A 23105-nucleotide genomic window follows, 5' to 3' on the forward strand; every position below is an offset into this window, starting at 1 on the left:
TTTAACACTGAAGCTCTAAGAACTAGCATCAAAAGCGTCCTCCGACACAGATCACAGATGTCGCCGTATGTCCTTGCACCCGCCGTAAGCGGATAACGGATTTCATCGTAACCTACCCTAAGTTGCGTATTTTCCCCAAGAAATTTGAGGCAATAGAGAAAATATCAAACAGAAAACCCGAACGATTTAGGCGTAAATAAATCGTTCGGGTTCTCAAGTCTTCTGTAAAATTTCATAGCGCCTTAAATCAACGGCGACTATTCACTTCTCATGTCTTCAACGATTGGTGCACAACGCTCACATAAATCTGGATAGTTCGGATCGTTGCCGATTGTCTCTGAAGATACCCAGCAGCGCTGACATTTTTCTCCAGGATGTTCTTCAACAGCAACAGATACATGTTCATATGCTTTCGCTAATTGATTGGCTTCTTCTAGTCGTACTTCAGAAACAATAAAGTATTGATGCAGATTCTCTGTTTCTTTTAAGATATCAAAGATTTTTTCATTCTTAGGAACGATTGTTACGAGAGCTTCCAGTGACTTGCCGATCACTTTATCCTCACGTGCTTCTTCCAAAGCCTTTAATACATCTTCACGTACTTCCATCAATGCTGCCCACTTTTCTTTGACAGCTTCGGCATTGTCCAGTTGTTTCACTTCCGGTAGGTCCGTTAATTGGACACTTTCTGCTTCCACTCCTGGAATATAAGACCAAGCTTCGTCCATTGTATGAGAAAGAATCGGTGACAATAGTTTTGTTAAGCTTACAACAATTTCATGGTAGACCGTTTGAATGCTTCGTCTTCTCGGATGATCTGCTTTTTCGATATATAGAATGTCTTTCGCAAAATCCATATAGAATGAGCTTAAGTCAACGGTACAATAATTACTGATTGTATGGTAAATAACAGAGAAATCATATTCATCATAAGCCTTCTTCACTTTATCAATCGTCTCTTGAAGGCGAATATACATAAACTGGTCGACTTCTTCTAATTCATCGTAAGATACAGCATCTTTTGCAGGGTCGAAATCTTTCAAGTTTCCAAGTAAGAAACGAATCGTATTACGGATTTTTCTATATACTTCAGCTACCTGTTTCATGATGTCATCTGAAATACGTACGTCACCTGAGTAATCCGCACTGGAGACCCATAAACGGAGAATATCAGCACCATACTGTTTCATTAGTTTAGAAGGTACAATAACGTTCCCCATTGATTTACTCATCTTACGGCCTTTACCATCCAGTGTAAAACCATGACTTAAAATTCCTTTATAAGGCGCTTTTCCAGTAACGGCTACTGCTGTAGATAAAGAAGAGTTGAACCAACCACGATATTGATCGGAACCTTCAAGATATAAATCAGCAGGTCGCTGCAATTCTTCTCTCTCCGCAAGTACTCCTTGATGGGTAGAACCAGAATCGAACCAAACGTCCATAATATCTGTTTCTTTTGTAAATTTCCCATTTGGACTGGATGGGTGTGTAAACCCTTCTGGTAGCAAGTCTCTCGCCTCACGCTCGAACCAAACGTTTGAACCATGTTCACGGAATAGTTCTGAAACATGCTTAATCGTTTCGTCGGTAATGATTGGCTCACCTGTTTCTCCATAGAATACAGGAATCGGCACACCCCAAACCCGTTGTCTGGAAATACACCAATCTTCACGATCTTTCACCATGTTCCACATACGGGTTTCGCCCCAATGCGGATGCCACTTCACATTTTTGATCTCCTCTAAAATATCATCTCGGAACGCTTTGATGGAAGCGAACCATTGAGAGGTCGCGCGGAAAATTGTCGGTTTCTTTGTCCGCCAGTCATGCGGATAAGAGTGTGTAATGAATTCTAAGTGCAACAATGCACCCACTTCTTCTAATTTTTCTGTAATTGATTTATTTGCCTTATCGTAAAATTCACCTTCAAAGCCTGGCGCCTCATCTGTGAATACACCTTTGTCATCAACAGGGCTGAGAGCTTCTAATCCATACTGCTTTCCTACCCAAAAGTCATCCTCCCCGTGTCCTGGTGCTGTATGCACACAACCAGTACCTGCGTCTGTCGTGACGTGATCACCAAGAATCACCAAGGAGTCCCGATCATAGAACGGATGCTTCGCCACGATGTTTTCAAGTTCTGATCCTTTCCATGTTTTCTTGATTTCCGGAGAATTCCATTCCAATTTTTCGGAAACTTCGTCGATTAATTCTTCAGCGATAATATATTGTTCTCCATTGACTGCAACGGACACATATGTCAATTCAGGATGTACAGCAATCGCCATATTTGCAGGAATGGTCCATGGAGTAGTGGTCCAAATGATAAATTTCTCGTCACCATTGAGCACACCTTTTCCATCTGCTACATTAAAAGCGACATAGATCGATGGTGAGCGTTTGTCCTGGTATTCGATTTCCGCTTCAGCTAATGCAGATTCTGATGAAGGGGACCAATAAACCGGCTTTTTACCCTTATAGATATATCCGCGTTTCGCCATTTCACCAAAGACCTTAATCTGATTCGCTTCAAAGTCTGGTCGAAGTGTAATATATGGATTATCCCAGTCACCACGTACACCGATTTGTTTAAACTGTGTTCGTTGATTATCAATTTGCTGCAACGCATATTCTTCACAAAGTTTACGGAACTCTGCGGCAGACATTTCTTTTCGGTTAATCTTTTTCTTCTTTGTCAACGCTACTTCGATTGGCAAACCGTGTGTATCCCAACCAGGGACATAAGGTGCATCATAACCAGCCATTGATTTATGGCGAACAATAATATCCTTCAATACCTTATTCAAAGCATGACCCATATGCAAATCACCATTTGCGTAAGGTGGTCCGTCATGCAAGATGAATTTTGGTCTACCTTTCGTTCTCTCTTGAACTTTTTGATAAATTTGTTCTTCTTCCCATTTCTGTTGCATTTCTGGTTCACGTTTTGGCAGATTTCCACGCATCGGAAAATCTGTTTGTGGCATGTGTAATGTATCTTTATAGCTCATTGTATTCCTCCTCTAAGTCATCGTTTTTAAAACAAATAAAAAAGCCTTCTCATCCCCTGTAAAGGGACGAGAAAGCTCGCGTTACCACCCTAATTGAACAGAAATTGCTTCCCTGTTCCACTCGTTCGTTCGTAACGTGAACAATACGTTCAAGCCTACTTTTTTTCGACCTGAAAACTCAAGGACGATTTTCCTTTATGTGAAGTCACCAGGCTTTCACCATCCCTGGATCGCTTTGGACGTTGTCATAAAGTACTTTTCCCATCATCGTTTATGTGTATAAAAGATTTATTGATTGCATGAAAATTATATGGAAAGAAAAATAATCCGTCAAGCAATTGGACCAATTAATTTTCGGATGTGGAGTATTGATTTAGTCTTGGCTCTTCTTCTTGGTCATGTTCTGAGTCAATTTCAAATAATTCTTCCCAGTCATTCGTATCGATAATATCCAATTGAGCTTCCACTAACATTTTCAAGCGAGTACGAAATACTTTTGCTTGTTTTTTAAGTTCTTCCACTTCCATGGCTGTACTTCTTGATTTTGCCAATGCATCATTAATGATTCGATCGGCATTTTTCTCAGCCTCTTTAATAATTAACTTCGCTTCTTTATTGGCATTACTTTTCACTTCATCGGCTGATTCTTGTGCAACCAGAATAGAGCGATTCAATGTTTCTTCTATGTTGGTGAAATGGCTCAATTTTTCTTCCATTTCATAGAGTTTGTCTTCAAGTGCTTTCTTTTCGCGAATGACTTTTTCATAATCCTTGATGACATGATCTAAAAAGTCGTTGACTTCATCTTCATCATATCCTCGAAATCCGCGAGTGAATTCCTTGTTATGAATATCCAGTGGCGTTAATGCCATGTAATCTCCCCCTATTGTACGTTCACTATCGATTATTGGTTAACTTTCGACACAAACAGTGTAAATCCTGCAATTTCGGCGATTTATTTTAATAATGCGGTTTTTATTCGCTGCTTATCTTTTTTCGTCGTTCCAAGCACTTCCATCAGCTTACTTCTTCCTTTATTACGTACGGATAATAAATCTCCAGGTTCTAGTTGATAAGCCGGTTGCTGTATGACTTGATGATTAACTTTTACGGCTTCTTTTTCAATCATTTTTTGTGCTTGCTGCCTGGACATTCGATAGATCTCTTTCATGACGACATCTAATCGGACCGATGAAACCGTACTTTCTTTTACTTCCCAATTTTGACTTGGAACAATGACTTCATTTAACCTTACTTCTTCCAATGATACACGACTTTTTTTGATTTGTGTCAAGTTCATTTGAAAATAAGGTGCTAAGCTTGCATCACATATGATTTGAAATTCGCCTTCAGATACTGTTAAATCACCGAGTTTCTTTCTATGTATGCCTAATGACATCATACTTCCCAATACATCCCTGTGACTTAATGAGACAAATTTCGCTGGATAAGTACCCTGTAGTGCAGTCACTTGAAAATCCTCTTGAGAGGTTTCCAGATAAAAAGGAGAAAGGATTGCCCTTTTTCGTTCTGCTTCGTCATAACCACCCTCAAAGGACAAACGAAATTCTTCATCTTGTCCAATTACCGATTCAAAAACGATTTGCTCGCGTGGATCCAAAAAATCCGTCAATACAGAGATATGAGTCCTTTCCACTTGATCTTTCCAATCTAAAATTTGATCGATCAAATGCTGTTCTTCTGGTCTGAAATGCTGATAAATCTTCATGGTTCTCCTCTTTCTCAACGAATTAAGCTAACATCCCATACAAGACCCACAAACCATTGGACGCTAATTGCAAGGCGATAATTGCTACGATTGGTGAAATATCCAACATACCGATTGGTGGGATGATTTTCCGGAAAGGTTCTAAATACGGTTCGGTAATTTTTCCAAGGAACTCACCGACTCCACTTTCCCGCGCACCTGGAAACCAAGACATCAAAATATAGATGATCAATGCCCAGGAATAGATGGATAAAGCGGTTGAGAGTAATTTAAATACTTCAAATAACATACACGTTACCTTCCTTTTCGTTGAAACTCAAACTCTTCTTCAATCAAACCAGTGATACTACCAGAAATACTCACATGCTCTGGTGTACATAAAAAGGTTTGGCTTCCTAGTTTTTGAATCGTTCCACCCAAGCCATAAACTGTACCACTTAGAAAATCAACCATACGCTTACTATTGGCTTGGTCTAAGCGTTGCATATTAATAACCACCGATTTTTTCTTCTTTATGTGGTCTGCAATTTCTTCTACTTCATCAAACTCTCTCGGTTCACAAAGAACCATTCGTGAATCTTGTTGGACGGAGTGTATACTGACGACATTTTTTTGTTCATGAGATGCAGGTTCTTTACTCTGTTCTTTCCCCGCATAGTAATTCTCTTCTTCCCCATCCAAATCGAAGAATCCTTTCACTCGATCCATAAAACCCATCATTCGTCTCCTCCTATTCCTCACCGACAAGACTTGAACCAATTCGGATGTGTGTGGCTCCTTCTTCAATGGCAATCTGATAATCATTGCTCATGCCCATCGATAAATATTGACAAGGTGCAAAGTCTAACGATAGCTGTTGAATTTCTAATTGTATTTGCCGTAATGAACGAAAACAGTTTCGAATCACTTCTTCTTCATCCGTATGAGGTGCCATCGTCATCAAACCAACTATATTAATTTTTGGATAGTCTTTCAATGATTGAATAAAGTCACTTACTTCATCGGGTTCCAATCCATGCTTTGAACTTTCCCCACTTACATTCACTTGAACGAAGCATGAGATTGGTTTTTCCGCTCGTTTATTAATTTCTTTCGCCAATGACTTTCGGTCCAATGAGTGAATGAAATCTACTTGGTGAACAATTTCTTTTACTTTTCGAGATTGTAGTGTTCCAATAAAGTGCCAGTGCACTTGATCACCAATCGCTGTATATTTCTCTTGGAAACCTTCTGCTCGGTTTTCTCCTAAATGGCTAACCCCTGCTTTAATGGCCTCTTGTGCTCTGTCAACAGTTACATATTTAGTAACAGCAATGATTTGAACATCTTCTGGATTTCGATTTGATTTCTCACATGCTTTCTGAATGTTTTCTTGAATATTTGCAAGATTGTTTTGTACAGACACGTTTAACGCTCCTTTGAATTATAGTACTCCTAAAAAAGCAGCCATCCTGCCTGTTTTGCCATCGTCTCTACGATAAGAATAAAAAAGACGATCTTGTTCAAATGTACAATAATTTGTTTTTAAAATATGATTCGCTCGAATACCAGTTTCAACAAAAATTCGCTCATTCAGTGTTTTTAAATCAAGCAAATAATGACCTGGTTTCGTAGCCATAAGAACTTGTGAATGTTCCGTTGGTATTTTTTCAGCCACAGCATCATTCACTTCATAATGAGCCTGTGAGATCGACGGACCGATTGCTACATGCATGTCCGATAGATTGCTTCCCATTTGTTGAAATTGTTCAACCAATCTTTTGCCGATCCCTTTAACCGTTCCCTTCCAACCAGCATGTGCCAAGCCGAAGAGGCGTTTATTGACGTCTATCATATATAATGGCACACAATCGGCATAGAAGGTCACCAGGAAATCTTTTGAATTACCTGATACCATTCCATCGGCATCAATCAACGGTTCATCATGTTGCAGCTGTTTATCTTCCGTTTTCCCGCTCGTCAAATCGACGATCCGGTCGCCGTGTATTTGGTTGATACACCTCCACTCAGCTAAATCTCTACTCAAAATAGCTGATGTGCGTCTTCGATTTTCCAACACATCTTCTCGTCGGTCATTCACATGCAACCCGAGATTCAAGCCATCAAATGGGGGATTGCTGATCCCGTTGCCTTTCGTTGTGAAGCCTGCGACGATTCCATACTTTTTCCATTCTTCGATGAGTAACATCGCTGTCGTTTCATTGTAGTTAAATACATCTTTCACACTGAGCGCTCCTTACATACGCTTATTTTATCATAATTGTTCGGATTTTTCTCATCAAACAATGCTTAATCCAATCGAATTAAGATTACATCCGTTCCAATTTTGACGATATTCGTCCAAGGTATTTTCAACTCTTCTTCGCTACCGATCAAACCGAACCATTTTTGACTGATCGTTACAATCAAATACGTAATCACACCTACCGTTACATCAATTTCAATATCTCCGATAAACCCGATTTTTGCCCCCGAGTCAATATTAATGATATCTTTTGATTGCAATTCAGAAAGCAACATATTCTCTCACCTCATTACAATAATATGTTGCTAGACAACAAAAAAAGCCCAGAAATTCTGGACTTTTTTATACATGTGCGAATGGAGAGTTTGAAAACTATGCTTCATCCATTTTTTCTAACACATTCTTATTCATTTCCTCTATAGCTGTTTTTTCCAGTCGAGATACTTGAGCCTGAGAGATGCCGATCTCATCAGCTACTTCCATTTGTGTCTTTCCCTCAAAGAAACGTTGATTAATGATTAATTTTTCACGATTGTTTAGCTTTTGAATGCCTTCCCGAATCGCTAAATCATTGACCCAAGAAGAAGCTTTTTCTTTTTCATCACGGAGTTGGTCGAGAACGAAAATCGGATCACTGCCATCATTATAAATTGGTTCAAATAGAGAAACAGGATCTTGAATTGCGTCTAAAGCAAACACAACATCTTCATGTGGTAACTCCATTTCTGCCGCTATTTGTCTCGTCGTCGGTTCAGCATTGTTTTTCCCGATTAGATTTTCACGAATTTGTAAAGCTTTGTATGCAATATCTCTTAATGAACGAGAGACACGAATCGGGTTATTATCCCGTAAGTATCTTCTGATTTCACCAATAATCATCGGAACTGCATAAGTAGAAAACTTCACATTATGACTTAAATCAAAATTATCAATGGATTTCATCAGTCCAATACAGCCAACTTGGAATAAATCATCCATATTTTCACCACGATGATTAAATCTTTTGATGACGCTTAATACTAATCGTAAATTTCCATTAACCAGCTGTTCTCTTGCATCGAGCTCACCTTTTTGCATTCTTTTAAATAAAAAACGCATTTCGTCATTCTTTAAAACAGGTAATTTTGACGTATCTACACCACAAATTTCGACTTTATTTTTTGCCAATGTTTACCCCTCCCACTGGAGTTGATGTCATCTATCAGTTTCTCCAGCAAGACGGATTTTATTCGACAAATAAAAATCAGATCAGACCATTTTATTAAACTCTCGTTTTAATCGTTTGATGATTTTCTTTTCAAGTCTAGATATATAAGACTGCGAAATCCCTAATTCCTGAGCGACATCTTTTTGTGTCTGTTCTTGATTCCCTGCTAATCCAAAACGCATTTCCATAATTTGCTTTTCTCTACCATTTAAATTTGTCAATGCATTTAATAATAGCGATTTATCAACAGAATGATCTAACTCTCGTGTAATGAGATCGTCATCTGTTCCAAGTACATCAGCTAACAATAATTCGTTTCCATCCCAATCTGCATTTAATGGTTCATCAAATGAAATTTCTGTTTTTCGTTTATTATTTCTTCTTAAATACATGAGAATCTCATTCTCAATACAGCGAGATGCATAGGTTGCCAGTTTAATTTTCTTTTCAGGATTAAATGTATTTACTGCTTTAATCAGACCAATAGAACCAATACTAATTAAATCTTCAATATGAATACCTGTGTTTTCAAACTTTTTTGCAATGTAAACAACTAAACGTAAATTATGTTCAATTAACATTGATTTGGCTGCTTGATCTCCATTTGTCATCCGTTCAAGTACATGCCTTTCTTCATCTTTTGATAATGGCGGTGGCAATGCTTCACTTCCACCGATATAATATACTTCATCTCTCTTAACAATCTTTAATTTAACCAATAGTTTAATGATAAAACGTTGAAGATCACTTAGAAGTTTACGAAACATTAAGATGCCCCCTCTGATTGAAATATTTTCGTTCTCTTTGACTGGAAAACCATTGAATGCAACAACACATTAAAGTCAATTGATCTTGAGAATTGCCCTGGTTGCACACCAGCATAGACGTCCTTCGTTGTATAAGTAATGGAGTCATATTCAATGCTCACACGATCTAATAAAATCGCTTGCAAATAATTCTCCCCTCCTCCTGCAGCTTTATATGGAATAAGCTGAATTGATAGTTGTGACTGCTCGTTTGTAGATAAAGATGATGTTTGAAGCAACTTGTGCGTAACTGACTTTCCAAATAGCCGATTAGAAGTCGATTCATCTAATAAAATGACAGGTTTTTTTGATATTGGATGCGTCAATTGATTTCCAGAATCATAAAATCCATTGACTTTGATTCGCGAATTGTTATATGACAAATGAACTGGATATAATTGCTGTTCATTGATTCGATGGATGGTGAGTCGCTGAAATTGCTCTTTTGTTAAATAAAGTACAACTGGGAATAAGGCCATTACGGTAATCCAACTATAAATATATCCATAACCTTGAGAAAGATTAGCTAAAGGTACGGTTCCATCCAAAAATGCATAAAGACCGTAGATTCCACCCCCAATTGAAAAGTTAACAATGTAAAAACTGATCCATTGTGTAACCAATGTCTTCAATTGACGATAAGAGAAAGCAATCCAAACGATGCCAATTGAATAAATGAGTTTTGCTAACGGATGAAACAACCAATCAATCCCTAGGCCAATGGATAATGGAATGATCATCGATGCAAAAAGTGCACCGAAGAAAATTCGCCACCTGGAAAAAATAGATTTCGTTAACCAAGCAACCAAAAGTAGGATTGTCCAATCGAACAATAAATTGAGTAACCAAATTAAGTCCAAGTACAGCTGCATCCACTCACTCATCCTTTTGACAAGCATTTAACAAAAGTATAGCTGAGACTTGATAAAAAAACTGTCACTTTATCAGTGCATCTTCTTTCTTATTTTGGTCTTTTTTGACGAATGTTTTGAAGTTAAGAATATACCAAGATTAACAGCAAAAAAGCCTGATTTAACTGTTACCAGTTAAATCAGGCTTTTGATTATTTTTTATTATAAATTTAGTCGCGATTACGATTACGCAAGAATGTCGGAATATCCAACGTATCTTCTTCGTAGGCTGGTTGTTGTGCAGTTGGACGCTCAGGTTTACGCTGTGACTGAGGAGCTGCTGATGGAGCTGGACCTGTAGCTGGTCGCTGTGTGTGCGGTCTTTGCTCACTTGTTTGCGTACTTTCATCGAACCCTGTTGCGATAACTGTTACAACAATTTCATCTTTTAAGTTTTCGTTGATTACGGAACCGAAAATGACGTTCACTTCTTGATCTGCTGCAGAAGTAACAATTTCAGCGGCTTCCTGTACTTCGAACAAGCTTAAATTGGTTCCACCGGAAATGTTCATTAAAATACCGTGTGCACCATCGATTGATGTTTCCAATAATGGAGATGAAATAGCTTTTTTCGCAGCTTCGCCAGCACGACTCTCTCCTGTTGCTATACCAATTCCCATCAATGCAGAACCTTTGTCTTGCATAATCGTTTTTACGTCTGCAAAATCCACATTGATCAATCCTGGTACAGCAATCAAGTCAGAGATGCCTTGGACACCCTGTCGAAGAACGTTATCGGCTTCCCGAAACGCTTCAAGCATCGGCGTGTTTTTATCTACGAGTTCAAGTAACCGGTCATTTGGAATGACAATTAATGTGTCAACATTTTCTTTTAAGGAATCTACACCACTGCCTGCTTGGACAGAGCGTTTGCGACCTTCGAATAAGAAAGGACGTGTCACGACGCCAACGGTCAAAGCACCTAATTCCTTTGAAATTTGTGCAATGACAGCAGCCGCTCCAGTACCTGTTCCGCCACCCATTCCAGCAGTGACAAAAACCATATCTGCTCCTTGAAGAACTTCTTCAATAGCTTCTTTGCTTTCTTCAGCTGCCTTTTTACCAACTTCTGGATTCGCGCCTGCTCCAAGACCGCGGGTTAGTTTTTCACCAATCTGTAGTTTTGTTTCCGCTTTTGATAAATTCAAAGCTTGTGCATCTGTGTTAACGGCGATAAACTCGACACCTTGTACACCATTTTCTATCATACGATTAACAGCATTACTACCACCGCCACCGACACCGATGACTTTTATTGTGGCTAATTGATCATTATTTGATTCAAAGTCCAACATGATTCGTTCCTCCCATTCATTATCCCTTTTTACTTTTTCTGTATCGTAGGAGACGCTTTATCTTAATCAAAGAAATAATTTTGCAATTTTTTAAGAATCGGTTCTTTTTCTTCTTTTTTTGGCTTATTCTTTTGTTCTCGACGAGGTTTTTCTCGTTTTTCGATGGAAGGAACCGGCTCAGCTTGATTTAGATTTCCAATACCTTCCTGAAAAACTTTACCTTGTATTTTCGCATTTCGATGAGCGAATTGCAAGGTTCCCAGACCTACAGTGAATTGTGGTTCACGAACACCTATGTAAGTAGGAATCGATGTTCTGACATTTGTCCGGAAAATGTCTCTGGCAAGATCCGTTACACCAGGCATATTCACGACGCCACCTGTCATCACATACCCACCAGGTAATTCGAGCAAACCCATACGTCGGATTTCTTTTCTGACGAAATCAAAGATCTCGGCGAGTCGGGCTTCAATAATCTCCGTAATCAACACTTGATCGAATTCTTTTTTCTCATTACTTCCAATGGTTGTGACTGAGAACGTAACATCTTTTTGGGCTTCTGGAACATAAGCATGTCCATAGTCCTTTTTCACGTTTTCAGCTTCTTCGGTTGTTGTTTTCAACCCGATGGATAAGTCCTTGGTTATATTGTCCCCACCTAATGGAACGACCAAAGTATCAATCATCTGACCCTCCAAAAATACAGAGACAGTAGTACTGCCAGCTCCGATGTTCACAAGAGCTACACCTAGATTTTTCTCATCTTTTGAGAGGGCGACTTCACCTGCTGCTAAAGGTTGTAAACAAATATCTTCAACTTCCAAACCAGCTCGCTCTACACACTTCAGAATGTTATGTAGGTTCGTTTTTCCGCAAGTGACAAGAAGTCCATGCATTTCCAGACGAACACCAATCATTCCGCGTGGATCTTTGATTTCATCTTGGCCATCGACAACAAACTGTTGTGGATATACATCGACAATCTCTCTTTCTGGAGGAATAGAGATTACCTGGGATGCATCAATGACTCTTCGAATATCTTCATCGCCAATTTCTCTTGTCTCGCTCGAAACAGCAACGACACCATGGCAGTTTTGCAATTGAACATGGCTTCCATTTATCGACACGATTACATTTTTTATTTCCATATCAATCATTCGTTCAGCTTGTTCAACGGCATTTTGAATGGAGTGGACAGTTTGGTCAATATCAACAATTGCTCCTTTTTTCATACCATTGGACTCGGCTGTACCTACGCCAATGACATTTAAACCGTCGTTGGTTACTTCACCAATGATTACTTTTACTTTTGATGTACCAATATCTAGACTAACTAATACATTACTGCGATTCATGCCTGCACCTCCATGTAAGGCTCATCCGTCATTATTCAAATTTGCTTTGCAAAACAAATATAATTCATTTACTTCTTCCATACTAATTCGATTGATTTCTTTAAATCCCTGCAAATTCAACAAAATTCCACATCTATAGAATGAAGAGGTATTCCTTTATTGATCAGATTCCGTTTGATTTTCTGGTGTGATTGCTTCACCCTCACTCGAATATGGTTGAAAATAAGCACCGACATCGATATGAATGACACCTTCCTGATTCGGTTGGATTTGTGAGGCAATCGAAGGATAAAGCTTTATTTTTGTTGAAAAATCACGGATCGAGGCAATGACTTCATGACCATCCGCTGTATAGACTAAAATTTTGTAGTTGTTGATCTCGTTAGGGATCCAGTAAATTTCTGACAATAGTTGATTAATAGATTCAGGTAATTTTTTAAGTTGTTCTGTTAATAATGTTAACATTTCTGGGCGTTCAAAGTCATGTAATAACGGCGCGTCACCTAGCGGTTGGTCTAATTGCTGGTCCTTCAGCATGGTTCCGTCTTCCAAAATAGGATAATAATAATCACCTTCACGTATATAGGCCACTCGTGCCAGTTCACTAATGGTGATGTCATAACCGTTATACCACTTTCGGTCGATTTCTACACTGCTAATTTCTGGATGCTGTAAAATTTGATCTTTTGCCTGCTCCAATTCAACTCCCCAGTAATTCTCATCCATCGAAATCTCACTCATAGCAATGATTTCAGATTCTTCGACGCGATGATTGCCTTTTACATCTATGCTTTTTACATAACTCAAAGGGGATTGAATATAAACAATCACTAAAACCAACAACAGAATCATGGTTAAATACATGACAAAACGTCGGTTTGCTTTTCGTTTTCTCGCTTTTTTTAGTTGCGGAATTCGATCTTCAATTGAAACAATTTTTTTATCAGTCATGAAATGCTTCTCCTAAACAGTACATTTCAAATTTATTATTCTTTCATTATAGCATAGTTTGATTGACTTAAAATATGGTTTTTTGCTCAATTTTTATCCAATCTTTGAGGGATAAGTTTACTGTTTTATAACAATTGACAATTTGACGATTTGCGAGCATTAAAATCTGGACATAAAAACGAGGCTGGGACAAATCAAAGTTTTACATTCAGAAACACGAATAACAATCTAACTTAGCGTAGGAAATATACGGAGACTTCTGCGGGAGCAAAAGCCTAGGTGAGACCCCGCAGTGCGAAGCACGAGGAGGCTCAACAGCTGCCCGCGAAAAGCGCAGTATATTTCCGAAGCGGTTATTTCCGCCACGCTAAATTAGAATGTTCGTATCTGAGTCAACTTTAAAGATTTTGTCCCAGCCTTATTCAAACGACAATATCAAATCAACGAACGGGGAATTTAGCATATTTACTAATATTCAATAAAATACCTAAAGCAAATAATGTGATGGTCAATGAAGATCCCCCGTAACTTAACAATGGTAAAGTGATTCCGGTCACTGGAATCAACCCGATGACGACGCTAATATTGATCATCACCTGTATCGCTATCATCGTTGTGACACCAAAGGCAAGTAACGAGCCAGATATGTCCTCTGTATGTAAAGATATCAGCACACCACGCCAGATAATCACAAAGAATAGAAAGAGGATAAAGGTTGACCCAATCAATCCTAACTCTTCAGCGATAATTGCAAAAATAAAGTCGTTTTGCGGTTCTGGTAAATAAAAATACTTCTGCATCGAGTTACCGAACCCAAGCCCCATTAATCCTCCAGGTCCTACGGCATATAATGACTGAATGATTTGGAAACCATCGCCTAACGGGTCTTCCCATGGATTCAAAAATGCATGAATTCGACTCATCCGATAAGGCGCAGAAGCGATTAATCCGATGAAACCCGCAAAGCCAGCACCTCCCAAAATCGCAAAGTGCTTTATTTTAGCTCCGGAAATAAAAATCATGAAAATCCCGGTACAAATGAAAACGAGACCTGTTCCTAAATCAGGTTGCAACATCATTAAGCCAAAAGGGACCACAATGAACAATAAAATCGGCAGAAATCCTTTTGTAAAATGTTTTAATTTCTTTTGGACTTTAGGAAGTAACGATGCATACAGAATAATCAGGCCAATTTTCATAAATTCACTCGGTTGAATGCTGAATGCACCTACGCCGATCCAACTTTGCGCTCCACCGCGCACAAGACCTACTCCAGGAATCAACACAGCAATCAATAAAAGTAAACAAAGCAAATAAATCCACAAAGAAAATCGTAACCAATGATGATAAGATACTTTCATCGTAAACCAAATCGCAAACAAACCAAATCCAATGAATAAAATCTGCCTTTTCAAATAAAAAAATTCATCATTGAATTGATAACCCGCCCAAATGGAAGAAGAGCTGTAAACCATAACTGCACCCACAAACAGAAGGATCAGAATAGCCGTCATCAAAACGAGGTCAATCGATTTTTCTGTATGATTTTTACCCATAAAAAACATCCCCTTACTTCGTCATTCGGAAGTCAGGGGCTCAATGAGTCCGGTAAGAAACAAAAGACATATACTACCTTGTCCAAAGCCCCCTACTTAAGTTTATGCACAGTTTCAATGAACATGTCACCGCGTGCTTCAAATGATGGGAATTGGTCCCAACTGGCACAGGCTGGGGAAAGTAGAAGGATGTCACCGGGTTCACTCAATTCATATGCTTTTTTTGTAGCTTCCATTAAGCTATCTGTAATGGTTATATGATTAAATCCTTTTCTTTTTCCTGCTTCGTACAGTTTGTCTTTGGACTCGCCATAAACAACGCAATTCGTAACATTTGTAAATGAATCGAATAACTCATCAAATTCACCACCACGGTCCAAGCCTCCTGCAATTAGCACTACCGGTTGTTTAAATGAGCGGACAGCTTTTGACGTAGCTTGTATATTCGTCGCTTTCGAATCATTATAAAACAACCGTTCATTTATCCGATCTACAAATTGCAGACGATGCTTAACGCCCGTAAATGTCCGTAGTTTCTCAATGATCAAATCATCTGGTATGTGAAATGATTTGGCGATTGCAATGCTTGCTAGAATGTTTTCGAGATTGTGGTCTCCTGGTAGACCGACCTCGTGCTTGCTCATCAAATTGTTTCCACGATATTGGATTTGATCATCTTCTGTTACTATAATGTCGTTTTCGGAATCATTACTAACGGAAAAATAGAAACGCTCTCCATCTCCAGGGATATGCTGTTCGGAAATCAAAGAATCAAGCCGATTCAAAATAGCAACATCAGAGTCCGTTTGGTTTTGAAATAACTTTAATTTCGAACCGATATAATCATCCATGGAATGGTGATAGTCTAAGTGAGCTTCTGTCAAATTCAGCAAGATTGCATAGTCAGGTTTGAACGTTTTCGTACCTTTTAATTGAAATGATGACAACTCCATCACAACAGGCTGGCCTCTTTGTTGCTTTCGCAATACTTCGGATGCAACACTACCAATATTTCCTGCAATGAGTGGATCGAGCCCGCCTGCCTGAAGTAATTCATAAATCAATGTCGTAGTCGTTGTTTTTCCATTCGAACCGGTAATTGCAATTAGCGGGCCATCCACCAATAAATACGACAATTCAACTTCAGTGATCACAGGAATCTTTCTCTCGGAAGCTTCTTGAATAATTGGATTATCATAAGGTATTCCTGGATTTTTAACGACAAGATCGATATCATCCAACACAGTCAGTGGATGTTCGCCAGTTATCACGTCACAACCCAATTCAGTGAATCGCTTTGCCGTTTCATTTTCATCCAACGGAAGTTGATCGTTGATTCTAAAGTCAATGCCAGAATCATATAATAACTGTGCAGCTGCTTCACCACTTTTGGCCAAGCCTAAGACCAAAACTTTACTATATGGGAAGTTCGTCAATGTTTTCATCAGATCCCCACCTCAATAAGTATACCTAGCGCCGCGCATAAAATACCGACAAGCCAAAAACTTGTAACAACCTTCCATTCTGACCAACCAATCAATTCATAGTGATGATGTAGTGGACTCATTTTAAACACACGTTTGCCAGTTGTTTTAAAAGAGATCACTTGAATAATGACAGAAAGCGTCTCGATGACGAATACGCCACCAATCAAAACGAGCAAGATTTCAAGTTTCATTAAGATGGCAACCATGGCTAATGAAGCTCCGAATGCTAATGATCCCGTATCTCCCATAAAAACCTTTGCTGGATGGCTGTTGAAAACTAAGAATCCGAGTAATGCACCAACAACAGCTAGAGTGAAAATGATCAAATCAGGTGGCATTTGATGATACCAACCGATAACAGCAAAGGCCGCGAATGCTACAGAGGCAGTCCCTGCAACAAGTCCATCCAATCCATCGGTTAAGTTCACGGCATTAGATGCTCCTACAAGCATTAACAATAAAAACACGGCATAAAACCAACCGAAATCAATTGATAACGCTGTACCTGGTAAAGCAACTTCCGTGTTATATCCTTGCCGGTCAAGAATGATAAATACAATTATGGCAATGATTATTTGACCGAGCATTTTTTGTTTCGAGGTTAGTCCTAGATTTCTTTTATTCTTAATTTTAATGAAATCATCCAAAAACCCAATTAATCCATACCCAAGTAAAACAAAAAGCAAGATGAACGTTGAACTTGTGAACTCGCTCATTCCATCCTTCACAATCATGATCAAGGTTGTCAAAACAATCGATACGATGATCATGACGCCTCCCATCGTCGGAGTACCTGATTTAGCTTGGTGGGATTTTGGACCTTCTTCCCGTATACTTTGGCCGAATTTTAATCGACGCAAAAAAGGGATGATAATCGGTGATAGCAAAACCGTAATTAAAAATGATATCGCGATTGTTAAGATAATTGTTAGTACACTCACAGCATTTTTCCCCTTCTATTGATGCGTTTTTCTTATTGTAGTGCTTCAATTATTTCTTCTAGTTTCATTGACCTCGAGCCTTTCAATAGTACGACTGTATTTTCATCGAGCTCTGAGGTCAATTCTTCGATTAATGCTTGCTTAGACGTAAAATGTTTTTGCTTTCCTGAAAATGTTTCAGGTAATCCTTCCAAAATAAATCGGCTGCTCGTCCCAAATGTAAAAATAGCATCAAACTGATCATCAATCGATTGTCCAACCTTATTATGCGCCTGTTCTGTAAAGTCACCCAATTCCAGAATATCCGCGAGTACGGCAACCTTACGTTGGTAGTTCATTTGCTTGACGACATCAATCGATGCAACCATTGATGTGGCTGAAGCGTTATACGCATCATTAATCACTAATGCGCCTTGCTTTGTTTCTATTTTTTCAAAACGCATTCCAGGCATAACGACAGATTCCAATTGATTGATTGCTTGGTCAGTTGGAACCCCCATTAATTCAGCTAGCGCGATTGCAAAAGCCGCATTCAACGCTTGATGTTGCCCCAATAATGGTAACGTAAACGTTGTCTGATTGATCGTCACACTGGATGCTTCCTGAAGTTGTTCATACGCTTCGACGCGATAATCATTTTCAGCAGTGAATCCACAACGAATTTTATTCGGGTAGGCATTCGTTGTTAACAATGGTTCATCACCATCAATGATTAACTGTCCTTGTTTTCGTAAGCCTGCCGTTATCTCTAATTTGGCTTTTGCGATTCCTTCACGACTTCCTAGAAATTCAATATGTGATTCACCAATGTTCGTAATGACTGCATGATCAGGTTGTCCAATGGAAGACAATAACTCAATCTCACCGAATGCACTCATTCCCATTTCTGCAACTAATACTTCGACATCCCTTTCCATCCGTAAAATCGTTAAGGGAAGTCCAATGTGATTGTTTAAATTTCCTTCTGTTTTCGCTGTTTTATATGTGGCACTTAAACAAGCTGCAATCAGTTCCTTTGTCGTTGTTTTTCCGTTTGATCCTGTGACACCGATTACGGTTGGATCGAGCGCTTGACGATATGCTTTCGCTAATTCTTGTAATGCTTTCAACGTATCGTCTACATAAATCAGCGGAAAATTTTTCGGTATGCCTTCTGGTTGTTCCGAACGTGACCATAAAGCAGCCACCGCCCCACGCTCAATTGCTCCGGAAATGAAGTCATGTGCGTCAAATCTTTCTCCGACAATCGGGATGAAAAGTCCATTTTCTACTGATTGACGACTATCTGTATAAATGTGATGAATTGATATATTCTTCTGTTGCTCTGTTAGTCGGTGATCAAATAGCTCAGCGACGAATTGTAATGTGAATTTTTCCATTCTAAGACTCCTCGTACTTTTCGGCAATCATTTCTTTTGCGACTTCACGGTCATCGAAGTGATTTCTTACGCCGTTAATTTCTTGATATGTCTCGTGCCCTTTACCGGCTATCAAAATGATATCATCATCCGCAGCCCGGTCAATCGCATATTGTATGGCAGCCTTTCTGCCCTCAATGACGGTAAACGAACCTTCTTGTAAATGACTTGTCATGTCATCCAAAATAGCTTGTGGATCTTCAGTCCGTGGGTTATCTGACGTAAAAATAACATAATCACTATATTTCATTGCTGCATCTGCCATTTTAGGTCGTTTTGTTCGATCTCGATCGCCACCACTACCAACGACAGTGAACACTCGATTAGTTTTAATTTCAGAGATCGATTGCAATACATTTTCCAATGAATCAGGCGTATGTGCGTAATCAACAATGACAGAGACCGGATAATTATTGGAAACTGATTCAAAACGACCTGGTACTCCTTTTGTTTGCTGCAGCGCTTCTTTAATCGTTTCGATCGGCACATCATACGTATAAGCTACAGCAATTGCAGCCAACATATTATAAACGTTGAATTTTCCCGAGAGCTGCGTTTCAATTCTTGTTGTAAATGATGGCGAACTGACAGTGAAAGAACTGTAATCTGCGCCTAATTGCAGAGCATCTCCTCTGATAAATGCTTTTTCACTTAATCCATAAGTCACAATCGGTTGAGCACACGCTCGTTCCATAATGCCGGCATAATGATCATCGATATTGATGACGGCTGTTTTCAGCTCATCAAATCGATTCCCTAATTGTGAAAATAACAGTGATTTTGCATGTGCATAGTCATTCATATCCAAATGGTAATCCAAATGATCCTGCGTCAGATTCGTATAGGTAGCCGTGTTAATATCAACCCCATGCACACGTCCCATGCTCAGTGCATGCGAAGAAACTTCCATGATGACCGTATCGACGTTTTCATCGACCATCTTACGGAAGTTTTTATGTAAGAACAAAGCATCTGGTGTTGTGTTCTTAACCGGGTAACGCTGGTCTCCGATTTTCATATCGATTGTTCCGATAACAGCCGTCTTATGACCGTAAAGCGTGAAAATATCATCCAGCAAATATGTCAATGTTGTTTTACCGTTTGTCCCCGTCACACCAATTACATTCAGCTGGCTACTAGGGTGTCCGTAAAAATAATCAGCTAATTGGGCCATCGCTTTTGATGTGTCAGGTACTAGGATGACAGGAACGCTCGCTTTCACTTGTTTTTCAGCAATAATTGCCACGGCTCCATTTTCAGTTGCCTGATCCGTATAATCATGTCCATCGACAGTAAAACCATCTATACAAACAAAAAGTGAGTGATTACTCACTTTGCGAGAGTCCATCTCAATCGATGTGATCGTTTGATCAGATATCTCTCCCTCTATTTTTTTGATCTTCAATTGATCGATCAATTTCTTTAACTGCATACATATCTCCTACCTTACGAATCGTATCTTTGTATTGGTTATTATAGCAAACTTTAATTGATAAAACGATGATTACTAAGTGAATCAATGCCATAATTACTCTTTTTTTAAAAGGCTCTGTTAAAGATTAGTTTTGATTTTCAATTGATATAGCACTGAGTAGTTGTATTGTGAATCGCATTGGTGGCGACTACAGCGGCCAGAAAATAAAGGAACTTCCGCTAAAACCGCACACATCCTAGGGTGAAAGCTTTCCGCCGATAAAACGAGCGAAGCCGTTGATAAACCGTGCGAAGCCGTTGATAAACCGTGCGAAGCCGACGATAAATCGTGCGAAGCCGTCGATAAATCGTGTGAAGCCGTCGATAAATCGTGTGAAGCCGTCGATAAAACGGGCGAAGCCGCTGATAAAACGTGGAGAGACCAATTTTGAATCATCAACAACGGACTTTAACAAAGTCTTTTAAAAAGCTTTAGTCATGCTATCTGTATTCTTCTGAATGCACTCAGCTGCTATGATTAATGCATGGTAAGTGTCATCAAACTGGAAATGAATTTTAGCTCGTTTAGCAGTTCGATAATGAACGTTATTCAAGCGGATAATTCTTTTATATAAGCTTTGACTCTTTATATTGATGTACGTCGGTTGTAGATGCTTTTCCAAGCTTTAGAAGTAGATCGTCACAAAGAGTGAACGACACGGAGGGAGTGCTCCGTGTCGAAGGATTCTTTTTCAGCTTAAAAAATCATTACTCTCCCATGAAAACTCTGATTGTTGAGCCAGGTTTCACCTTCGTTCCGCTTTCCGGTGATTGGGAAATGACTTTTTCCCCTTCACCCTTTACGTCAATAGCCAAGCTTGATAAGTATTGTTGTAGATCGTTCGTTGTTTCTCCGATTAAGTTCGGAACCTCTACTGGTGGGGATTCAGGCCACTGATACTCCTTTTCCAATCCTTGTTGTTTATCCGTGTTTTTATGACTCAAAACATCGTCGATAATTCTTCCAGCAATTGGACTGGCCACGACACCCCCAAATTGAACGGTATCCTTTGGATTATCGATCGCAACATAAACTAAGACTTCCGGCTTGTCAGCTGGTGCAAAACCCATAAATGAAACGATATGGTTATTTTCTAAGTAGTTCCCATCTTCGCCAACTTTCTGTGCCGTTCCTGTTTTTCCTCCAACTCGGAAACCTTCTACATAGGCTCCACGACCTGTCCCCTTACTGACGACGTGTTCTAAGGCCCTTCTTACTTCCTTCGAAGTTTCATTTGAAATAATTTGCTCTTTCAATTTAGGTTCCCGTTCCATAACCGGTTCATTTGTCTTCGGGTCATATAAACCTTTCACAACATAAGGTTCATATAAATATCCACCATTGATCGCAGCAGCAACAGCTGTAATTTGCTGAATTGGCGTAACAGATACACCTTGACCGAAAGATGTCGTGGCTAATTCGACAGGCCCTACTTGATCTTCCTTAAATAGAATACCCGAGCTCTCACCTTCCAAATCAATTCCGGTTTTCTTTCCAAATCCATACTCTTTAATATACGTAAACAGACGTTCTTTGCCAACCATTTGTCCAAGGTTAACAAATCCAGGGTTACAGGAATTCTCTGCGACTTCTAGGTAGGTTTGATCACCATGCCCACCTTTATGCCAACATCGCAATCGAGCGCCATCCACTTTTACATACCCTTGGTCGTAATACGTGTCTTTATCCAAATCGATTAATCCTTCTTCCAGCGCTGCGGACAACGTGATGATTTTGAAAGTGGATCCCGGTTCGAAGGTATTGAATACAGGTAAATTTTGATTATATACTTCTGGGCTAACCGATTTATATTGATTCGGATGATAAGTGGGTCTTGTCGCCATCGAAAGAATTTCTCCATTTTGCGGATCCATAACAATAGCTAATGCACTATCGGGGTTATAAGTTGCCACAGCTTGATCTAATTCGCGCTCCACAATTGCCTGTATTTCGGCATCAATGGTTAACGATAATTTTTTACCATCCGCTGGCTCCGTATAACGATTCGATCGATCATTCATTCTTCCCCCTTTTGCATCAGAAAAAAATGAAAGCGCGCCATTTTCACCACTTAACTGATCATCATAGCTTGCCTCAAGACCTGCCAACCCTTGGTTATCAATCCCTGTAAATCCGAGTACATGTGAAAGTTGTGTCCCATACGGATAAAATCGCGTTGAGTCTTCAGCCAAGTAGATGCCAGGTAAGTTTAAATTACGAACTTCATTTGCTTGCGTTTTCGATAATTTTCTTCCTTCTGGATGAATCATCTCGACAGAAACGTTGTTTGTTAAATGTTCCATCAATTTCTCTCGGTCAATGGAAATAATACTCATTAACTCGTCTGCCACTTTTTCCGGGTCTTCAATTTGTTTGGGTACCACTGCAAGACTTGGTGCTACAGTATTACCTACTAACACCTCACCATTTCGATCGAGAATCTCTCCACGTTCAGCTTGGAATGGTATATCTCTTGTCCACAAATCTTCAGCACTTTCCATAATCTCATCGCCTGAGACCAGTTGAACAAAAGCGAGCCTTCCAAACATAATCAAAAAATAAACGGCCAATAAAAAAAAGACAATGATCAATCGCCTTCTCACCGTTAACATCGATACATGCTTCATTCTTGAATCCTCCTGAAGTTAGCGTAGTACCTAATTTATGAGAAAGCTTGTCTTTTTAGACCAACCATTGTCTTTTTTAATATCAATTT

At 39.3% G+C, this 23105-nt stretch carries 21 protein-coding genes and 1 other annotated feature; all 21 genes read right to left on the reverse strand.

All coding sequences use genetic code 11. The annotated features are described in order from the left end of the window. Window positions 1–257: 257 nt before the first annotated feature. Window positions 258–3014, reverse strand: coding sequence for an isoleucine--tRNA ligase (gene ileS, locus FPQ10_RS02280; RefSeq protein ID WP_144159590.1), 2757 nt, complete (start codon window positions 3012–3014; stop codon window positions 258–260). Between the two features lie 59 nt (window positions 3015–3073). Further along, window positions 3074–3291: a binding site (T-box leader), on the reverse strand. A gap of 70 nt (window positions 3292–3361) precedes the next feature. Next, window positions 3362–3886, reverse strand: a complete 525-nt coding sequence (locus FPQ10_RS02285) for a DivIVA domain-containing protein (RefSeq protein WP_144159593.1) — start codon at window positions 3884–3886, stop codon at window positions 3362–3364. 83 nt (window positions 3887–3969) lie between these two features. Next, window positions 3970–4743, reverse strand: coding sequence for a YlmH family RNA-binding protein (locus tag FPQ10_RS02290; protein WP_144159596.1), 774 nt, complete (start codon window positions 4741–4743; stop codon window positions 3970–3972). A gap of 22 nt (window positions 4744–4765) precedes the next feature. Next, window positions 4766–5032 carry a YggT family protein gene (locus FPQ10_RS02295; protein WP_144159599.1) on the reverse strand — a complete coding sequence of 89 codons (267 nt, stop codon included), beginning with the start codon at window positions 5030–5032 and terminating at the stop codon, window positions 4766–4768. Window positions 5033–5037: 5 nt separating this feature from the next. Beyond that, entirely contained in the window at window positions 5038–5460 is a 423-nt protein-coding gene (locus tag FPQ10_RS02300) for a cell division protein SepF (RefSeq protein WP_144160180.1), read from the reverse strand. Window positions 5461–5473: 13 nt separating this feature from the next. Further along, window positions 5474–6148: a YggS family pyridoxal phosphate-dependent enzyme gene (locus tag FPQ10_RS02305; protein ID WP_144159602.1), complete on the reverse strand. Its 675-nt coding sequence runs from the start codon at window positions 6146–6148 to the stop codon at window positions 5474–5476. An 18-nt stretch (window positions 6149–6166) separates the two neighbouring features. Further along, a complete protein-coding gene (gene pgeF, locus FPQ10_RS02310) occupies window positions 6167–6967 on the reverse strand; it encodes a peptidoglycan editing factor PgeF (protein WP_144159605.1) in 801 nt (266 codons plus the stop codon). Window positions 6968–7032: 65 nt separating this feature from the next. Beyond that, the gene (locus FPQ10_RS02315; protein ID WP_144159608.1) at window positions 7033–7263 is read right to left on the reverse strand and encodes a YlmC/YmxH family sporulation protein; all 231 of its coding nucleotides are present in this window, start codon (window positions 7261–7263) and stop codon (window positions 7033–7035) included. A 97-nt stretch (window positions 7264–7360) separates the two neighbouring features. Next, window positions 7361–8155, reverse strand: coding sequence for an RNA polymerase sporulation sigma factor SigG (gene sigG / locus FPQ10_RS02320; RefSeq protein WP_144159611.1), 795 nt, complete (start codon window positions 8153–8155; stop codon window positions 7361–7363). Window positions 8156–8236: 81 nt separating this feature from the next. Next, window positions 8237–8962: an RNA polymerase sporulation sigma factor SigE gene (gene sigE / locus FPQ10_RS02325; RefSeq protein WP_144159614.1), complete on the reverse strand. Its 726-nt coding sequence runs from the start codon at window positions 8960–8962 to the stop codon at window positions 8237–8239. Next, window positions 8962–9873 (reverse strand): sigma-E processing peptidase SpoIIGA, encoded by a 912-nt coding sequence (locus FPQ10_RS02330; protein WP_186278504.1) that lies wholly within the window; start codon window positions 9871–9873, stop codon window positions 8962–8964. The genes sigE and FPQ10_RS02330 overlap by 1 nt, the downstream gene beginning before the upstream one ends. Window positions 9874–10082: 209 nt before the next feature. Next, window positions 10083–11207 (reverse strand): cell division protein FtsZ, encoded by a 1125-nt coding sequence (ftsZ, locus tag FPQ10_RS02335; protein ID WP_144159620.1) that lies wholly within the window; start codon window positions 11205–11207, stop codon window positions 10083–10085. Window positions 11208–11269: 62 nt separating this feature from the next. Further along, window positions 11270–12562: a cell division protein FtsA gene (ftsA, locus tag FPQ10_RS02340; RefSeq protein ID WP_144159623.1), complete on the reverse strand. Its 1293-nt coding sequence runs from the start codon at window positions 12560–12562 to the stop codon at window positions 11270–11272. A 156-nt stretch (window positions 12563–12718) separates the two neighbouring features. Continuing rightward, on the reverse strand, window positions 12719–13513 hold the full coding sequence (locus FPQ10_RS02345; protein WP_144159626.1) for a cell division protein FtsQ/DivIB: 795 nt from the start codon (window positions 13511–13513) through the stop codon (window positions 12719–12721). A gap of 440 nt (window positions 13514–13953) precedes the next feature. After that, complete coding sequence (gene spoVE, locus FPQ10_RS02350) at window positions 13954–15069, reverse strand: stage V sporulation protein E (protein WP_144159629.1); 1116 nt, start codon at window positions 15067–15069, stop codon at window positions 13954–13956. Window positions 15070–15161: 92 nt separating this feature from the next. Further along, window positions 15162–16514 carry a UDP-N-acetylmuramoyl-L-alanine--D-glutamate ligase gene (gene murD / locus FPQ10_RS02355; RefSeq protein ID WP_144159632.1) on the reverse strand — a complete coding sequence of 451 codons (1353 nt, stop codon included), beginning with the start codon at window positions 16512–16514 and terminating at the stop codon, window positions 15162–15164. Further along, window positions 16514–17497 carry a phospho-N-acetylmuramoyl-pentapeptide-transferase gene (gene mraY, locus FPQ10_RS02360; RefSeq protein ID WP_144159635.1) on the reverse strand — a complete coding sequence of 328 codons (984 nt, stop codon included), beginning with the start codon at window positions 17495–17497 and terminating at the stop codon, window positions 16514–16516. The genes murD and mraY overlap by 1 nt, the downstream gene beginning before the upstream one ends. 32 nt (window positions 17498–17529) lie before the next feature. Then, window positions 17530–18876 (reverse strand): UDP-N-acetylmuramoyl-tripeptide--D-alanyl-D-alanine ligase, encoded by a 1347-nt coding sequence (locus tag FPQ10_RS02365; RefSeq protein WP_144159638.1) that lies wholly within the window; start codon window positions 18874–18876, stop codon window positions 17530–17532. Window position 18877: 1 nt separating this feature from the next. Next, window positions 18878–20347: a UDP-N-acetylmuramoyl-L-alanyl-D-glutamate--2,6-diaminopimelate ligase gene (locus tag FPQ10_RS02370; protein WP_144159641.1), complete on the reverse strand. Its 1470-nt coding sequence runs from the start codon at window positions 20345–20347 to the stop codon at window positions 18878–18880. A gap of 238 nt (window positions 20348–20585) precedes the next feature. After that, window positions 20586–20804: a hypothetical protein gene (locus FPQ10_RS02375; protein WP_144159644.1), complete on the reverse strand. Its 219-nt coding sequence runs from the start codon at window positions 20802–20804 to the stop codon at window positions 20586–20588. Window positions 20805–21096: 292 nt separating this feature from the next. Next, window positions 21097–23016, reverse strand: coding sequence for a stage V sporulation protein D (locus tag FPQ10_RS02380; protein WP_144159647.1), 1920 nt, complete (start codon window positions 23014–23016; stop codon window positions 21097–21099). Window positions 23017–23105: the final 89 nt, after the last annotated feature.

Origin of the sequence: Allobacillus sp. SKP2-8 (genome assembly GCF_007559355.1) — a bacterium.
In the GTDB taxonomy this organism is placed as follows: Bacteria; Bacillota; Bacilli; order Bacillales; family Alkalibacillaceae; genus Allobacillus; species Allobacillus halotolerans.

What these genes read in the sequence shown, in the direction of transcription:
- FPQ10_RS02380 (WP_144159647.1), bottom strand. Translation starts at nt 23,016, where the DNA reads ATGAAGCATGTATCGATGTTAACGGTGAGAAGGCGATTGATCATTGTC.
- ftsA (WP_144159623.1), bottom strand. Translation starts at nt 12,562, where the DNA reads ATGAATCGCAGTAATGTATTAGTTAGTCTAGATATTGGTACATCAAAA.
- FPQ10_RS02290 (WP_144159596.1), bottom strand. Translation starts at nt 4,743, where the DNA reads ATGAAGATTTATCAGCATTTCAGACCAGAAGAACAGCATTTGATCGAT.
- FPQ10_RS02345 (WP_144159626.1), bottom strand. Translation starts at nt 13,513, where the DNA reads ATGACTGATAAAAAAATTGTTTCAATTGAAGATCGAATTCCGCAACTA.
- sigE (WP_144159614.1), bottom strand. Translation starts at nt 8,962, where the DNA reads ATGTTTCGTAAACTTCTAAGTGATCTTCAACGTTTTATCATTAAACTA.
- ileS (WP_144159590.1), bottom strand. Translation starts at nt 3,014, where the DNA reads ATGAGCTATAAAGATACATTACACATGCCACAAACAGATTTTCCGATG.
- FPQ10_RS02370 (WP_144159641.1), bottom strand. Translation starts at nt 20,347, where the DNA reads ATGCAGTTAAAGAAATTGATCGATCAATTGAAGATCAAAAAAATAGAG.
- FPQ10_RS02285 (WP_144159593.1), bottom strand. Translation starts at nt 3,886, where the DNA reads ATGGCATTAACGCCACTGGATATTCATAACAAGGAATTCACTCGCGGA.
- FPQ10_RS02300 (WP_144160180.1), bottom strand. Translation starts at nt 5,460, where the DNA reads ATGGGTTTTATGGATCGAGTGAAAGGATTCTTCGATTTGGATGGGGAA.
- ftsZ (WP_144159620.1), bottom strand. Translation starts at nt 11,207, where the DNA reads ATGTTGGACTTTGAATCAAATAATGATCAATTAGCCACAATAAAAGTC.
- spoVE (WP_144159629.1), bottom strand. Translation starts at nt 15,069, where the DNA reads ATGGGTAAAAATCATACAGAAAAATCGATTGACCTCGTTTTGATGACG.
- FPQ10_RS02295 (WP_144159599.1), bottom strand. Translation starts at nt 5,032, where the DNA reads ATGTTATTTGAAGTATTTAAATTACTCTCAACCGCTTTATCCATCTAT.
- FPQ10_RS02365 (WP_144159638.1), bottom strand. Translation starts at nt 18,876, where the DNA reads ATGGAAAAATTCACATTACAATTCGTCGCTGAGCTATTTGATCACCGA.
- murD (WP_144159632.1), bottom strand. Translation starts at nt 16,514, where the DNA reads ATGAAAACATTGACGAACTTCCCATATAGTAAAGTTTTGGTCTTAGGC.
- FPQ10_RS02330 (WP_186278504.1), bottom strand. Translation starts at nt 9,873, where the DNA reads ATGCAGCTGTACTTGGACTTAATTTGGTTACTCAATTTATTGTTCGAT.
- FPQ10_RS02315 (WP_144159608.1), bottom strand. Translation starts at nt 7,263, where the DNA reads ATGTTGCTTTCTGAATTGCAATCAAAAGATATCATTAATATTGACTCG.